The sequence below is a fragment of the Catellatospora bangladeshensis genome, from assembly GCF_016862575.1.
In the GTDB taxonomy this organism is placed as follows: Bacteria; Actinomycetota; Actinomycetes; order Mycobacteriales; family Micromonosporaceae; genus Catellatospora; species Catellatospora bangladeshensis.
The window spans coordinates 140078-157004 of record NZ_BONF01000019.1 but is presented as its reverse complement, the minus strand read 5'-3'; the positions used below and the strand labels follow the sequence as shown (position 1 = coordinate 157004).

The following is a 16927-nucleotide window of genomic DNA, read 5'->3' as shown; positions in this document are numbered from 1 at the left end:
GCGCGGACCCCGGCCCACCGCGACACCCGCAAGGAGCACCTCCGTGACCCCTCCCGCCCGCCACCGCTGGCTGCGCCTGCCCGCGAACAACGCCGGGGGCATCGCCTACGGCGCCGACTACAACCCCGAGCAGTGGCCCCGCGAGGTCTGGCGCGAGGACGCCCGCCTCATGCGGGAGGCCGGCGTCGGCATCGTGTCGCTCGGCATCTTCTCCTGGGCGAAACTCCAGCCCAGCGCCGACACGTGGCGCTTCGGCTGGCTCGACGAGGTCATGGACCTGCTGCACGAGCACGGCGTGGCCGTCGACCTGGCCACCGCCACCGCCTCCCCGCCGCCGTGGCTCACCACCGCGCACCCGGAGATCCTGCCGGTCAACGCGCGCGGCGAGACGGTCTGGCCCGGCGGGCGCCAGCACTGGCGGCCCACCTCGCCGGTCTTCCGCGAGCACGCGCTGCGCCTGACCGAGCAGCTCGCCGCCCGCTACGCGCAGCATCCGGCGCTCGCCGCCTGGCACGTCTCCAACGAGCTGGGCTGCCACAACGTCTACGACTACTCCGACGACGCCGCCCGCGCCTTCCGTGACTGGCTGCGCGCCCGGTACGGCACGCTGGACGCGCTCAACCACGCCTGGGGCACCGCGTTCTGGTCGCAGGAGTACAGCGACTGGGCGCAGCCGCTGCCGCCCCGGCTCGCCGCGACCCACCCCAACCCGACCCAGCAGCTGGACTTCAAGCGCTTCTCCTCCGACGCGCTGCGCGAGCACCTGCGGGCCGAGGCGGACATCCTGCGGCGATACACCCCGGACGTGCCCGTCACGACGAACTTCATGGTCATGGGCGGCACCAAGGGGATGGACTACGCCGCCTGGGCCGCCGACGTCGACTTCGTGTCCAACGACCACTACCGCGAGCCCGGCCCGCAGTCGCTCGACGAGCTGTCGTTCTCGGCCAACCTCACCGGCAACATCGCGGGCGGGCGGCCGTGGTTCCTGATGGAGCACTCCACCAGTGCCGTCAACTGGCAGCCGGTGAACCTCGCCAAGAAGCAGGGCGAGCTGGCCCGCGACTCGCTCGTGCACGTCGCGCACGGCGCCGACGCGGTGTGCTTCTTCCAGTGGCGGCAGTCGGCGGCGGGCGCCGAGAAGTACCACTCGGCGATGGTCCCGCACGCCGGGGCCGACAGCGAGGTGTTCCGTTCCGTGACGCGGCTCGGCGCGACCCTGCGCGACCTCGCCCCGGTCGCGGGCGCGGCACGCGAGCAGGCTCCCGCCGCGATCGTCTTCCACTGGGACTCCTGGTGGGCCGCCGAGGCCGACTCCCACCCCACGGACCGGCTGCGCTACCGCCAGGAGGCCCTGGACTGGTACACCGCGTTCCTGAACCTCGGCATCCGCGCCGACGTCGTGCCGCTGGGCACCCCGCTCGACGGCTACCGGCTCGTCGTCGCCCCGATCCTGCACGTGGTCGCCGCCGAGACCGCCAAGGAGCTGACGGCGTACGCCGAGTCCGGCGGGCACCTCGTCACGACGTACTTCTCCGGCATCGTCGACGAGCACGACCACGTCTGGCTCGGCGGCCACCCCGGCGCGCTGCGCGAGCTGCTCGGCATCCGGGTCGAGGAGTTCGCGCCGCTGCTCGACGGCGAGACCGAGACGCTGGACACCGGCCTGCGCGGCACCCTCTGGTCCGAGCGCGTCCAGGTCACCGGCCCGGACGTGACCGTGCTGGCCCGCTACGCCACCGGCGAGCACACCGGGCATCCGGCGGTGACCCGGCGCGCCGCCGGCGACGGCACCGCTGCGTACGTGTCGACCCGGCTCGGCCCGGCTGGCCTGACGCGCCTGCTGAGCGAACTCGCAGGCCCCGCCGGGCTCACGCCGGAGCTGCCCCCGGCCGCGCGGAGCGATGTCGAGGCGGCCGTGCGCCGCGACGCCGACGCACGCTACCTGTTCCTGGTCAACCGCACCGAGCAACCGGTCACCGTGCCGGGCCTGCCCGGCGAGCTGCTGGCCGGCAGCCGGGACGCGGCAGGGGCCGTCGCGCTGGCACCCAGGGCGGTGGCGGTGCTGCGCCAGGCGTTCGACTCTGAACGAATCTGAGCCTTCCCGAACGGACAGTGGCGCGGGGAATCGGCGGGGGTCAACGTGTAACGCACCTGAAACCGTCCCTGCCCCGGAGGGAAGTCGATCAGCGTGGACCTCCGCCCCCGCTCCACCACGCCCCGGCCGTGGCTCGCCCTGGCCGCCGCCGTCCTGTTCACCGCCGCCGCCGCCGTCGGCTTCGTGGTGTCGCCCGCCCAGGCGGCACCGGTCACCGTCACCAACGGCACCCAGTTCCGTGACACCAGCGGCAACGTGCTGCACGCGCACGGCGGCGGCGTGCTGCAGGTCGGCGGCTACTACTACTGGTTCGGCGAGAACCGCAACGCGGACAACACCTTCCGCGCGGTGTCGGTGTACCGCTCCACCGACCTGCGCAACTGGGAGTTCCGCAACAACGTGCTCACCCAGAGCTCGGCCGCGGAGCTGAACGTCGCCAACATCGAGCGCCCCAAGGTGATCTACAACAGCGCCACCGGCCGCTTCGTGATGTGGATGCACAAGGAGAACGGCCGCGACTACGGCGAGGCCCGCGCCGCCGTCGCGTCCTCGGCGACCGTGGACGGCAACTACACCTACCACGGCAGCTTCCGGCCGCTGGGCCAGCACATGTCGCGCGACATCACGCTCTACAACGACGGCGGCACCGCGTACATGATCTCGGCCGCCGACGAGAACTACGACCTGCACATCTACCGGCTGACGTCAGACTTCCTCAACGTCGCCAGCCTGGTCGGCAACTTCTGGAACGACGCCCACCGCGAGGCCCCGGCCATGTTCAAGCGCGGCAGCGTGTACTTCCTGCTGACCTCGGCCGCGACCGGCTGGAGCCCGAACCAGGCCAAGTACGCCACCGCGTCCAGCATCTCCGGGCCGTGGACGGGCTGGACCAACGTCGGCGACGGGACCACGTTCAACTCGCAGCCGGCGTACGTGCTGCCGATCCAGGGCTCGTCCACCACCAGCTACCTCTACATGGGGGACCGGTGGGCCGGGGCCTGGGGCGGGCCGGTCGGCGACTCGCAGTACGTGTGGCTGCCCATCGGCTTCCCGTCCAGCACCAGCATGAGCCTGACCTGGTATCCCGAGGTGGTCATCGACACCGCCACCGGCACGGTCACCGGCACCGGCGCTGTCCCCGCATACCGGGTGACCGCCCGGCACAGCGGCAAGGTGATGGACGTGATCTCCGCGTCCACCGCGAACAACGCCGAGATCAAGCAGTGGACCTGGAACGGCGGCGGCAACCAGAGGTGGCAGTTCCAGGACGCGGGCGGCGGCTACTACCGCGTCGTCAACGTGAACAGCGGCAAGTGCCTGGACGTGGTCAGCGCGTCGACCGCCGACGGGGCCAACGTCATCCAGTACACCTGCGGCTCCGGCAGCAACCAGCAGTGGCAGTGGCGCGCCGCGGGCAGCTACTTCCAGCTGGTCGCGCGGCACAGCGGCAAGTGCCTCGACGTCGTCGGCTCCGGCACCGGCGACGGCACCGACATCCAGCAGTACACCTGCGGCAGCGGCACCAACCAGCAGTGGTCCCGCACCACCGCCTGACCCGCCTGAGGAGGCACGCGTGACATCACGTCCAGCAAGATCGCTCACCCGGCTCGGGCGGTGGGCGGCCCGGTCGGCCGCCGTGCTGCTCGTCGCCGCCGGGAGCCTCGTCGCCGTCGCCGCACCGGCGTCGGCCGCCGGCGGCTACCTCTACACGACGTTCAAGGGGGACGGGGCGGCCGACCAGGAGCTGTGGGTCTACCAGTCCACCGACGGCAGCAACTTCACCACCTACGCCGACACCAACTACCAGGGGCCGTCCGGCGTGCTGCGCGACCCGAGCATCATCCAGCTCAACGGCGTGTACTTCATCGCGTACACGGTCCAGTCGTGGACGACCAACTCCACCTACTTCAACGTCGCCTCCAGCACCAACCTCACCAGCTGGACGCACGTGGCGAGCGTCAACTCCGGCATCGCGGACACGAAGTTCACCTGGGCGCCCGAGTTCTACGTCGAGGGCGGCACGGTCCGGATCATCGCGAGCATCGCGCAGACGACCTGCTCCAACTGCTTCCGGCCGTACGTCTACACCGCCCAGAACAGCGCGCTCACCTCGTGGAGCGGGCCTGCGCAGATGGGCGGGCTGGGCTTCAACCACATCGACACGTACGTCGTGAAGTCCGGCAGCACCTACCACGCGTTCGCCAAGAACGAGACCAGCAAGTACATCGAGCACTGGACCAGCGCCAGCCTGAGCAGCGGCTGGACCCTCGCGGCCACGCTGTGGACGTCCGGGTACGAGGGACCGGCCGTGGTGCAGCAGGCCAACGGGGTCTGGCGCATCTACGTCGACAAGTACACCAACGGCGGCATCTGGTCGGCGACCAGCTCCGACCTCAACAACTGGACCGGCCTGAGCAGCGTCGCCTGCCCGGGCTGCCGCCACGGCACCGTGCTGCCGGTCGCCTCGCTGCCCCAGGCGGCGCCGGCCTACCGGATCACCAACCGCAACAGCGGCAGAGTGATGGACGTGGTCAGCGCGTCCACGGCCAACAGCGCCGAGATCAAGCAGTGGACCTGGAACGGCGGCGCCAACCAGAAGTGGCAGTTCCAGGACGCGGGCGGCGGCTACTACCGCGTGGTCAGCCAGGTCAGCGGCAAGTGCCTCGACGTGGCGAGCGCCTCGACAGCCGACGGGGCCAACATCATCCAGTACACCTGCGGCAGCGGCACCAACCAGCAGTGGCAGTGGGTCGCCACCGGCAGCTACTTCCAGCTCCGGGCCCGCCACAGCGGCAAGTGCCTGGACGTGGTCGGCTCGTCCACCGCCGACGGCGCCGACATCCAGCAGTACACCTGCGGTTCGGGTACCAACCAGCAGTGGACCCGTACCCAATCCTGACCGCGCGCCCCGTGGCCAGGGCTGCCGAAGCCCTGGCCACAGGGCACTACCGGACGGGGACGTGGGCCACCGACGAGTGGCGCACGATCAGCTCCGGGGACAGCAGCACCCGCTGCGACGGGCGGCGCTCGCCGTCGAGCAGGCGGGACACCATCATCTCCACCGCCACCCGGCCGACGTGCGCCTTCGGCGGGCGCACCGCCGTCAGCGACGGCTCGGCCAGGTGCGCCACCTCGTCGTCGTAGGACACCAGCGCCAGATCCCCGGGGATGGACAGCCCGTGCTCGGCGCAGAACTGCGCCACGGACATCGCGTCGGGGTCGCTGTGCACGATCAGCGCCGTGATCCGCGAGCGCTCGCACTCCGCCAGCACCCCGCGGATGATCTCCCGATGGCCGGGGGTGTCCAGCGCCACCGACTCCCGGATCACCATCGCGTCGCAGATCCCCACGTCCGCGCAGGCCACCCGCCAGCCCTGGGCCAGGTACGCCGAGGTCGGGCTGCCCTTGGACAGCAGCAGCGCGATCCGCCGGTGGCCCTGCCGGTGCAGGTGGTGCACGGCCATCTCCATGCCCAGCGCGTGATCGCTGCGTACGCACTCCAGCTGCCGCGCCGTCGCGGTCCACCGCTCCGGCTGGCGCTCCACCAGGATCGTTGGCACCGGCAGCCGCCCGATCCAGTCGATCATCTCGGGCGCTCGGCCGCCCTCCAGGCTCGGCGCCAGCAGCAGGCCCTGCACCTGGCCCGCCTCGATGAGCCGGCCGATCTGCCGCCGGTCCTCGTCCGGGTCGTAGCTGGAGCCGCGCAGCTGCAGGTTCACCCCGAGCGCGGCGGCGGCCGCCCGCGCCCCGCCGACGATCGGCGGCCAGTAGAAGTCCAGCGACGGCACCACCATGCCCACCGTGAACCGCTGCGGCGCCTGCCGCGGCCGGGCCGTGCGGTCCACCGGGCCGGGCAGCGTCGCGCCGCCGTGCACCTTCGTCACCAGGTTGCGCCGGGCCAGGGCGTCGATGTCGCGGCGGATGGTCAGCTCGCTGACGTCCAGCTCCCGGGCGAAGGCGCTGACCCGCACCGCGCCGTGCCTGCGCAGCTCGCCGAGCAGCAGCTCCTGCCGCTGCACACGGAACATCCGCTCTGCCGCCATACGACCTCCGCCGACGGCGTCCCGGCCCGGGCAGGCCACGACGCGCTGAACCGACTGGTGAAACGCGGCGGTGAGTGCGATTCGGAGCGTTCCAGACATTATCAGACGTATGCCGGGACGTCGATCGCCTCGTGGGGGGCCGAGCCGCCGCAGTTTCGGGGAAAGTGCAGCTTTGCGTGCTAGCGAACGTGCACTTTCCCCGAAACCGCAGTCGCGTGCGGACCCGGCTGGCGGGCGTGCCCTACCGTGCCTGTTGTCGAAGGCCGGTGGAAGGGGAGTCATGGCCGAGCCGGACAAGGAGCGCGGCTTCATCCCCATCCTGGTGGTCGTCGCGCTGCTGATCTGCGTCGGCACCCCGGCGTATGTGGCGTACCGGAACTGGGCCGATCCGCGGACGAAGGCAGGCATGACCGAGGCCGCCACCGCGTACCTCGACGCCTGGCGCGACGCCGACTACGCCGCCGCCTACCGCTGGGTCTGCGCCGAAGAGCAGCGCAAGCACCCCCAGGACGAGTGGGCGCGCTACCACGCCTCGCCCGACATCGAGAGCTACCGCATCGTCGACGTGGTCATCGAGGACCGAAGCGAGGCGCCGACCGGCTACTACGTCGAGGCCGACCTCACTGACGCCGCGGGCAAGGTGCACCTGTGGCACTTCGAGCTGTACGACGAGAGCGACGGCTGGCGCATCTGCTACGAGACCGCCGTCAGCAGGCCTTCGTAGTGCACGCGCGTGACCGGGCCGGCGGGAATCCTGTTGTCCGCTCGGCAGCCGGCCGCGACCGCAGCCGCACGTCAGTGGCATGACCGTCAGCCGGTGTGGCAGGGCAATCCACCCTTCGGTTGAGTCCATTGTAGACGGTGTCACAGAGGGTGATAGATCGGCTCTTCTCCGTGTCAGCAACTCGATAGAGCCATTGTCGTCGATGGGTTGGCTCCGATCTTCTTGCTCCGTCTCGCTGCCTGCCCGGCGGCGGTAACGGGTCAGGGGGGATCGGCTGTGCGACGCTGGATTTCGACGGCGCTCGCGGCGGTGCTGGCACTGCCGCTGGCGGCGGTGTACGCGACACCGGCGCACGCCGACGAAGCATGGGAGACGGCGCTCAAGGGGCTGGCCACGCAGGCCGGCGACTGGGCGGAACAGGGGCTCGGCCAGGTCGGCCGGCTCGCCCAGCCGATACCGCTGCTCGGCGTGAGCCCCGGCAGCCTCGCCGATGCCGACCAGCTGATCGCCAGGGCCGCCGACGCCCTGCAGGACGACCTCACCAACGACGGCACCCCGGTGCCCGGCGGCGGCACGCTCGACAGCTCGCTGACCACCGAGCCGAACGGCGACCATACCCTCGACCTGACGCTGCGCCACCACAAGCAGCTCACCAAGCAGCAGTTCGCCGCCGCGGGGGTCACCCTCGCCGACGCGGTCAGCGTCGAGGGCTGGGCGACGCTGCGCCTGAAGCTGCGGGTCGACGCGTCCGGCACCGGCGCCCACCTGGTCCGCGACTCCGCCGCGCCGCGCCTGGACATCGACGCCGTCGCGCACCTGGGCGACACCGGCCAGGCCAAGGCCGCGCTCGGCATCCTCGGCGTGGCCGTCGACCAGACCTCCACCCTGGACCTCAGCGCCCACTTCGTGGTCAAGGTCAACGACCCGGACGGCGACGGCAGGCTGGCCTTCGGCAGCGGTGAACTCGGCGCGCCCGGGTCGCTGGCCGGCCTCGTGCAGGTCGGGTTCGACCACGCGGGCGGCGTCATCGGCACTGGACCCGACGGCGACCTCACCGAGACCACCACGCCCGGCAAGGCGCACGCCGAGATCAAGCTCAAGGCCGCACCGACGCAGGACCCCGGCGGCGGCGCGCCGGTGCTGAACGTCGCGGCCAGCGTGAACGCCGGCATCACGCTGGACTGGCCCGACATCACCACGGGCACGCCGTCGGTCACCACCACCGGGCTCGACGAGACGCTGGCGAAGTTCCAGAACATGAGCCTGCTCGACCTCGGCGCGGGCCTGGCCCAGGTCGCCGAGCTGATCGGTGGCGTCCAGGCCAGCGAGCACGCGGGCAACCGCAAGCTGCCGTTCCTCAAGGGCACCCTGGCCGACGCCGTGAAGATCAACGAGCAGCTGGTGGCGTTCCTGGGCAAGTTCATCCGCCCCAAGCCGGGCGACGCGAACTTCCAGGAGGGCGTCGACGATCCGGCGCTGGCCGGGCAGCCGCGCTTCACCAGCCTGCAGGACCTGTTCACCAAGCTCGCCCAGGAGGGCCTGCTCGACGCCGCGGCGCTGCCCGAAGGCGGCGCGATCCTGGCCGACGACAAGATCGCCTTCCCGCTGAAGTTCGGCCGGACCTCCGACTGGATCCCGCTGGACACGGGCGCGGCCAAGGTCACCGGCAAGGGCGCGGTGTTCAGCCCGACCGGCTTCACCCTGAGCGCCGACAAGTTCACCGAGGGTGCGCTGGTCGGCCAGCGGGTCGTCGCCGGCACCTCGGGCGGCACCATCACCGCCAACACCAAGAACTCGATCACGCTGGACGCCGCCGGCTGGGTCGGCGGCCAGCCCGTCGACACCAGCGCCTGGGTGATCAGCAGCGGCGAGGCCCACATCGGCGCCGTCGAACTCGGCGGCGCGCTGACCAAGCCGGGCAGCAACGGCAAGACCGGCCTGCGCGGCGCCAACGCCCAGTCCAGCTTCGCCGAGGTCAAGCCCTCCTACCAGGCCCGGGTCACCATCGTGCTCGACCTGCGCCCCTCGACCGACCCGCAGGTCAACGCCGACCGCGTCATGCTGCGCACCGACCCGGCCGTACCGCTGTTCACGGCCGCGTTCCCGATCCGCACCGGCATCGACTTCTACGCCACCGCAGGCTTCCTCAAGGTGAAGCTCGGCGGCAACCTCGAGGTCGGCCCGGCCACCGGCACCGACATGATCAGCGTCCGGTTCCAGCAGGCCGCGGACGTCAGCCTCGCCACCCTGTTCGCCAGGCTGCTCACCCAGCACGTGCCCGCCCGGCCGGCCGACCTGCTCGCCCCGTCCGTCTCGGTGAAGGCGACCGGCCAGGTCAAGATCTCCGTGCCCGGCGCCTCCGGCAGCCTCGGCACCGGCGTGGGCGTCGACGTCGCGTGGACCCTGCCCGACGCCGCCCCCACCGTCGACACGTCAAGCCTGTCGGACCTGTTCGCCACCGACTTCAACCCCGACGACCCGCAGGCGCTGATGGCACTCGTGATCTCCGCGCTGCGGCAGGTCAACGACGCCTTCCTCGACCCGTCTGCCGGCAGCGGGCCGCTGTCGGCCAAGCTGCCGATCATCGGCCGCTCCGCCAAGCAGCTGCTCGGCTCCGACGAGAGCGGCGTCGGCAAGCCCGTCACCTACACCGACGGAGCCGACGGTGCCACGGGTCTGTTCCACCTCGTCGACGCCGGTCGCGCCGCCGCTCCGTTCGGTGCACGCCTGACCGGGCGCACCATCGTGGTGGGCAGCCACGCCTACCAGATCAGCAAGGTCGTCGACGGATCCACCCTGGAACTCGACGGCGGTACGCAGACCAGGCCGTCCGACGGCACCGCCTACGCCGTACGCCCGGAACTGGCCGACGCCGTCGACAAGCTGCTCGCCGACCCGCCGACGACGCTGCAGGACGCCGTCGACCGGCTCAACACGGTGCTCGGCACGGGCTCCGGGTTCGGCTTCGAGCTGGACACCGCCAAGCCGAACGGCCCGCACCTGAAGCTGTCGTGGACCTGGAAGCGGCAGTTCCACACCGGCGGCCCGCTCTCGATGAGCTGGGACGGCACCCGCAACCTCGTCAGCGTCGACGCGCAGGGCACCTTCGGCGTCACCGTCAAGGGCGACGCCTCGATCGGGCTGCTGCTGCCGCTGCGCGCGGACGGCGTACCGCTGATCGACAAGAGCTCGCACGCCGCCGTGAGCGTCGCCGCCGACGCGACGAACGTGGCGCTGACCGCGAAGGTCGGCCCCCTGGAACTGGCCGTGGGCAAGCTGCCTTCGGACCCGGCCACGGTCAAGGCCGACCTGGGCTTCAGCCTCGGCGGCCTCGATGCCGACGCCCCGTTCAAGGACCTGCTCGGCGCCGACCTGACCCGCACCACCGCGGGCGTCGACTGCGGCGCGGGCACCAGCGGCACCGCGATCTGCGTCAACGCGCCCGTGTCCTCCACGATCTGCACCCCGGACGGCGGCACCGGCAACGTGCTCGCCGTGCAGCTCGACAAGGACCTGAACACGCTGGGCTCCAGCGTCCCGGACTTCACCGGCTGCTTCGCGACCTTCAAGCTCGACCCGCTCGACTTCACCGGCGGGATCGACGGCTACCTGTCGAAGATGGAGGAGGCGCTACGCCTGGCCAGCTTCGACGGCAAGCTGCCGCTGGTCGGCGACGACCTGCAGCAGGGCCAGCGCTTCATCGCCGACGTGCGCGAGAAGGTCAAGGAGAAGATCGGACCGGCCCTGGCCACCGCGGGCGACAACGTCGCGGTCGGCGAGGCGATCACCAACGCGCTCAAGGCCGAGACCGGCTTCTCCGGCGTGAAGGTCACCGTCGACTGCACCACCGCCTCGCCCTGCGCGGCGGAGGAGTTCAAGTCGATCCGCATCCAGCTCGACGCCGCCCGCGGCACCGTCGACCCGGAAAACGGCTGCACCGGCGACTGCCTCAAGAAGCAGGTCCCGCTGAACATCGGCATCCCGGGCCTGGCGCTCAAGGCGGGCAAGGGCGAGGACGGCGGCATCACGGCCAGCCTCGGCTGGCGCGTGCACCTCGACGTGGTCCTCGACCGCGAGCTGGGCTTCTACGTCGCCACCCACGGCCGGGACACCGGCGACGACACCAAGCCGGAGCTGGCCATCGGCGCCGCCTTCGACCTCGGCGACGGCAGCGACGAGACGCTCAACGCGCAGCTGGCGTTCATCCAGGTCACCGCGCAGAAGCGCGACCCCGCCTCGACCAAGCCGCTGGTGAGCGCCTACTTCGGCATCGACCTGCACAACGGCGAGGCGAGCTGCTGGGACGGCGGCTGCGCGGCCGACGCCACGCGGCGGCTCGCCCCGGCGGACCTCGCCGACATCGGCGCGCACGTCAACGTGCAGCTCGACGCCGACGTGGACATCGACTGGCTGCTCAAGGCGAAGGTCGCCGGCGACGGCGTCGGCTCGGCGCTGCCGGGCATCCAGGCGGTCTTCAAGCTCAAGTGGGGGATCGGCAACCACAGCGGCCCGCTGTCGGCGACCACGGCCGAGCCGCTGACCATCGGCTTCTCCGACATCAAGCTCGACGTCGGCGCCTTCTTCAGCAAGATCCTCAAGCCGGTGCTGGAGAAGGTCAAGCAGGTCACCGGGCCGCTGCAGCCGATCATCGACACGCTGTACGCGCCGATCCCGGTGCTGTCCGACCTCTCCCACGCCGTCGACGGCCCGGACATCACCCTGGTGTACCTGGCCAACAAGTTCTCCACCCTGACCGGCGGGCCCGACCTGACGTTCATCGACCGCATCCGCGACGTCATCGCGTTCGTGAACAAGATCCCGAACTGCAGCTCCAGCGGCGACGGCTGCCTGATCCCGCTCGGCGACTTCCTCGTCAACCCGGGCAAGGCGCTGTCCACGGCCGTGTCCCCGGCGTCGGCCGAGGGCCTCATCGACAAGAGCAACGGCTACCACCCCGTCGGCACGCAGGCGGTCAAGGACAAGGTCGACGAGCTGAGCGACGGCGAGAAGCTGTACGCGAAGCCGCCGTCGCTGGCCGAGGGCAAGAGCAACGCCGAGAAGCTCGGCTTCGCCTTCCCGATCTTCGACAACCCGGCGTCCGCGTTCGGCCTGCTGCTCGGGCAGGACATCGAGCTGGTGTCGTTCGACTCCGGCCCGCTGTCGCTCGGCTTCACCTGGCGGCAGAGCTTCGGCCCGGTGTACGCGCCGCCGCCGGTCATGATCACGCTGGCGGGCAGCGCCTCCGTCTCGGCCCGCATCCGGATGGGCCTGGACACCAAGGGCATCCGCTCGGCCATCGAGGCCGCCCAGGACGGCGAGGCCGTGGACGCGATCGGGATCCTCGACGGCATCTACTTCAAGACCACCGACGAGAAGGGCAACGCGGCCCCGGTGATCACGCTCAAGGGCGAGATCGCGGCGGGCGCCCAGGTCACCGTCCTGATCGTGTCCGCGGGCGTGGAGGGCGGCGTACGCCTGACCATCGGCTTCCTGTGGAACGACCCGGACAACGACGGCAAGTTCCGCACCAGCGAGTTCCTGCAACGGCTGCAGGTCAACCCGATCTGCCTGTTCACTGTGAGCGGCCAGCTGTCGGTGTTCCTCAAGGTCTACATCACCATCAACCTGTTCCTGTTCTCCAAGACCTTCGACTTCACCCTGGTCAACGCCGTGCTGCTCGACTTCAAGGCACAGCCGGACTGTGACCCGCCGCCGCCGGAGCTGGGCGCGGTGCACGGTGACACGCTGATCGTCTTCGCGGGCCGCTTCGGCAAGCCCGCCCAGCGCGGCCACGCCGTGTGGGACAACAAGAACAAGGGCGACGTGGTCAAGGTCTACGAGCTGCACTACGCGGACGAGGAACTGGGCCAGGAGGCCGACGACGACTTCGACGGCGTGGCCGTGGAGTCGCTGGGCCGCCGCCAGGTGTTCCCGAACGCCGGCATCAAGCGGGTCGTCGTCGACGGCCGCCTCACCGGCGACTTCGACGCGGCCGAGTCCGGCATGGCGCTGACGTTCCTCGGCGACGGTGACAAGAGCAAGACCGCCCAGAACAACGCGGGCACGGTGACCTCGCAGTTCGAGCTGGACGCGGTGGTCGTCGGCACGCCCGGCCCCGACCGCATCAAGACCGGCGCCGGCAACGCGTGGGTGCAGGGCGGCGACGGCGACGACATCATCACCACCGGCGACGTCGCACCCAGGGACGGCAGGCCGATGACCGTCTCCTGGGTCGCGGGCGGCCCCGGCAAGGACGTCATCACCACCGGCGAGGGCGACGACATCGTCTCCGGCGACGGCGACCTGGCCATCAGCGCCCGGCCCGGCGAGGTCAAGGTGACCACGCCGCAGGGCGAGGTCGACCTCAGCGGCGTCGTCGACTGGGACCCGGCGAAGCTGCACCAGCCGCCGACCTCGGCCACCCTGGGCGAGGCGGGCGACGGCGACCACATCGCCGTCGGCCACGGCGCCAACAAGGTGTACGGCAACGACGGCGACGACGTCATCGGCGTCAACGTCGACGACAAGCACGGCAACGGGATCAACACCCTCGTCGGCGGCCAGGGCTCGGACACGATCAGCGGCGGCAAGGGCGACGACAAGATCTACACGTACAGCACCGCCGTGCCCGACACCGTCGACGACGACGGCTACGGCCCCGGCACCGACGTCGACAAGGTCGACACCGGCGGCGGCACCGACACGGTCACCGGCTCGCAGGGCGTCGACCTGGTCACCTCGCACTCGCCGAACGGCACCACCGCGAAGATCAGCGGGTACGGCAACGCCGACGTGCTCATCGGCGGCTACGGCACCGACGAGATCTACGGCGGCCCGGGCGACGACTGGGTCATCGCCGAACCGTCCCGGGTGGAGACCGCGGCCAGCCCCGTGGACGACGGCTTCGGCACGGCCCGCACGGTCACCCACGAGCCGCTGCCCAGCGGCGTGACCAGCCAGACCAAGCTGCTCGTCGGCGGCCTCGGCCGCGACCACGTCATCGGCGGCGACGGCGGCTCGACGATCTTCGGCGACAAGCACCTGCCGGACGAGCTGTGCGTGGACTCGTACAGCTCCGGCGCCCAGCCTCCGGCCGAGGACCAGGGCAGCAGGGACCTGATCCTGGGCGGCAGCGGGATCGAGGTGGTCAGCGCCGGCGGCGGCGACGACCGCACCGACCTCGGCGGCGGCGACGACCGGGCCTGCGGCCAGCGCGGCGACGACGTGCTGCACCTCGGCGACGGCGCCGACCGCGCCTGGGGCGGCCTCGGCAAGGACCAGGTCTTCGGCGACGCCGCCGACGACACCATCTTCGGCAACGACGGCGACGACGCCGCGTACGGCGGCGACGGCCTCGACACGATCGAGGGCGACAACGGCTTCGACAGGATCTTCGGCGGCGAGCACGACGACGTGCTCTACGGCGGCGGCCGCACGGCCACCGACGCCGACACCGGCGACCAGCTGTTCGGCGAGGGCGGCGACGACCGGATCATCGGTGACAACGGCACCGCGAAGATCGGCGACATGGGGCCGTTCCCGTACGACCTGGACGGCAGCGTGCCGGCGGCCGGCGGCCCGGACGTCATCGATGCGGGCACCGGCGACGACATCGCCTACGGCGGCCTGGCGGCCGACACCGTGCTCGGCGGCGACGGCGACGACCACCTCGAAGGCAACAACGCCGGGGACACCGTCCGCGGCGGCGGCGACTTCGACACGATCATCGGCGGCTCCTCGCAGGAGGCGTCGGCGGGCACCGGCCGCCCGGACACGGGCGACCTCCTCTACGGCGACGGCGGCGCGGACCTGATCCTCGGCGACAACGCCCAGGTCTTCGCCGACGGCACCCCGACCCGGGTCACCCAGGGCCGGGACTTCCCGGCGCGGCGGGTCGTCCTGCTCGACCTCGGCTTCACCCCGGTGGCCGGGACCAGCGGAAACGACTACATCGACGGCGGCCTCGACGGTGACGTCGCCTACGGCCAGGCCGGTGCCGACCGGGTGCTGGGCGGGTCCGGCCAGGACTACGCCGAGGGCGGCCCCGGCACCGACTGGATCGAGGGCGACGGCGGCGACGACGACCTGGTCGGCGGCTCGTCCACCGAGGACACCACCGGCAAGGGTCAGCCCGACCAGGCCGACGCGATCTGGGGCGGCCCCGGCTCCGACGTGGCCCTCGGCGACAACGGCGTCGTGCTGCGGCCGCTCGGCGGCGAGCAGCCCACCGCGGCGACCGTGCGCCTGGGCACCGGCGGGCAGCCGATCGCGGCGCGCACCGTCACGATGTACGACCTCACCGCCCCGGCCGACGCCACCCGCAGCGGCGGGGACCGCGTCAGCGGCGGGCACGGCGTCGACGCGGCCTACGGCCAGGACGGCGACGACGCCCTCACCGGCGACGGCGACGGCGACTACCTGGAGGGCAACGGCGGCACCGACACCCTGCGCGGCGACCTGCCGCTGGCCGCGGCCGGGCACGCGCCGGTCACCGCGCTCGCCGATCCCGGCTGGCCCGGCAGCGCCTCGGCCGCGGCCGACCTGATCGGCACGGTCACCCCGGATGGGCAGGACGACCTGATCGGCGGCTCGTCACGGCAGGGCTTCCGCGACGGCACCGACCTGATCCAGGGCGACGGCGGCGCGGACGTGATCCTCGGCGACGACGGCTCGCTGCTGCGTACGCTGATCAACGGCGGCACGGCCGAGCGTGTCTACACCGAGCGCTACCCGGCCGGGGCCGTCCCGGCGGACGCGACGGTCGCGCGTACCCACGACCCGGCCCTGCCCGGCCCGTCGACCAGGTTCTGCACCACGGCCCAGGCCACCTGCGAGCCGGCCGGCTCGTTCGGGGCCGACCAGCTGTGGGGCGACGCCGGTCAGGACGGCCTCTGGGGCCAGGACGGCGACGACACGATCCGGGGCGGCGACGGCGACGACGACGTGTTCGGTGAGCTGGGCGCCGACACCCTGTACGGCGAGGCGGGCGACGACGCCATCCTCGGCGACCGGGGCGGCGTGGTGAACCAGCACCTCAACCCGGACGACGTCGCGGCGCTCGGCTTCACCGTCACCGTCAGCGGCACGCCGCAGGAGACCTACACCGGGTTCCGGGCGGGCTACTACGACCGGCGGGCCGACCTGCTGCACGACACCGACGGCGACACCTGGATCGGCGGCTCCACCAGCGCGCCGATGCCGCGGGACGGCTACCACAACGGTGGTGACGACCGCATCCGCGGCGGCACAGGTGCCGACGACATCCACGCCGGGTTCGGCGACGACCTGGTCAACGGCGACAGCGGCGGCGACGAGATCTTCGGCGGCGGCGGCGCCGACGTGCTGTGGGGCGGCAAGGGCTGCGACCCGGTCTTCGACGCGGCCACCGTGGACTGCCTCAAGGCCGGCGTGTTCGACCCGTCCGCGCGCGGCGACCGGGACCGGTTCGTCGACCACGTGTTCGGCGGCGCGGGCGCCGTCAGCGGCCCGGCCGTCGCCGGCAACCTGGGCTCGGACATGCTGGACTTCAAGCCGCGCGGCACGTACCCGTCCTGCACCACGAACCCGTGGCCGCAGACGACCGGCAGCGTGACCGTGGACCCGTGCGCCTGGTTCGAGATGACCGACATGACCGACGGCAGCCCCGCCGACAACCAGCACCACCAGGGCACCGACTGGCTCTACGGCGGCTGGGACCGCGACGTCCTGCAGGGCAACGTGGCCCAGAACGGCCCGAACCCGGGCGATCGGCTGCTGGACTGGAACGGCGCCTACAACCTCTACACCCACTGCAACGCGGCCTACGGCGGCTACAACGACGTCCGCCAGCACAGCCCGAGCATGCAGAACTTCCTGCAGAAACTGGCCTGGGGTGCGGGCGCGGGCAGGTCGGCCACCGACGCGACCACGTCCGGCACCTCCGCGTACCTCGAACTGGCACTGACCTACCCGGGCGAGAACTCGCACGGCTCGGGCAGCGCCTACCCGGCCACCCCCGGCCACTTCGACGACCCGACCAGCTGCACCGACTGATTCACCCGCCTGGATGATCGCGAGTTCGTG

At 71.7% G+C, this 16927-nt stretch carries 6 protein-coding genes; 5 read left to right on the top strand and 1 reads right to left on the bottom strand.

Translation table 11 applies throughout. From position 1 onward, the window contains the following. Positions 1–43 precede the first annotated feature (43 nt). The 3 genes from Cba03nite_RS18045 (at position 44) to Cba03nite_RS39840 (ending at position 4997) form a co-directional block, all read left to right on the top strand. On the top strand, positions 44–2098 hold the full coding sequence (locus Cba03nite_RS18045) for a beta-galactosidase (RefSeq protein WP_239125831.1): 2055 nt from the start codon (positions 44–46) through the stop codon (positions 2096–2098). 138 nt (positions 2099–2236) lie between these two features. Beyond that, positions 2237–3652, top strand: a complete 1416-nt coding sequence (locus Cba03nite_RS18040) for an RICIN domain-containing protein (protein ID WP_203747481.1) — start codon at positions 2237–2239, stop codon at positions 3650–3652. Between the two features lie 19 nt (positions 3653–3671). Beyond that, positions 3672–4997, top strand: coding sequence for an RICIN domain-containing protein (locus Cba03nite_RS39840; protein WP_239125830.1), 1326 nt, complete (start codon positions 3672–3674; stop codon positions 4995–4997). 46 nt (positions 4998–5043) lie between these two features. Here Cba03nite_RS39840 and Cba03nite_RS18030 read toward each other — a convergent pair whose 3' ends face one another. After that, complete coding sequence (locus tag Cba03nite_RS18030; RefSeq protein WP_239125829.1) at positions 5044–6141, bottom strand: substrate-binding domain-containing protein; 1098 nt, start codon at positions 6139–6141, stop codon at positions 5044–5046. A 280-nt stretch (positions 6142–6421) separates the two neighbouring features. On the opposite strand from Cba03nite_RS18030, the gene Cba03nite_RS18025 reads away from it, so the two are divergent. After that, on the top strand, positions 6422–6865 hold the full coding sequence (locus Cba03nite_RS18025) for an Rv0361 family membrane protein (RefSeq protein ID WP_203747232.1): 444 nt from the start codon (positions 6422–6424) through the stop codon (positions 6863–6865). Positions 6866–7141: 276 nt separating this feature from the next. Next, positions 7142–16897, top strand: coding sequence for a calcium-binding protein (locus Cba03nite_RS18020; RefSeq protein WP_203747229.1), 9756 nt, complete (start codon positions 7142–7144; stop codon positions 16895–16897). Positions 16898–16927 lie beyond the last annotated feature (30 nt).

What these genes read in the sequence shown, in the direction of transcription:
- Cba03nite_RS18030 (WP_239125829.1), bottom strand. Translation starts at nt 6,141, where the DNA reads ATGGCGGCAGAGCGGATGTTCCGTGTGCAGCGGCAGGAGCTGCTGCTC.
- Cba03nite_RS18025 (WP_203747232.1), top strand. Translation starts at nt 6,422, where the DNA reads ATGGCCGAGCCGGACAAGGAGCGCGGCTTCATCCCCATCCTGGTGGTC.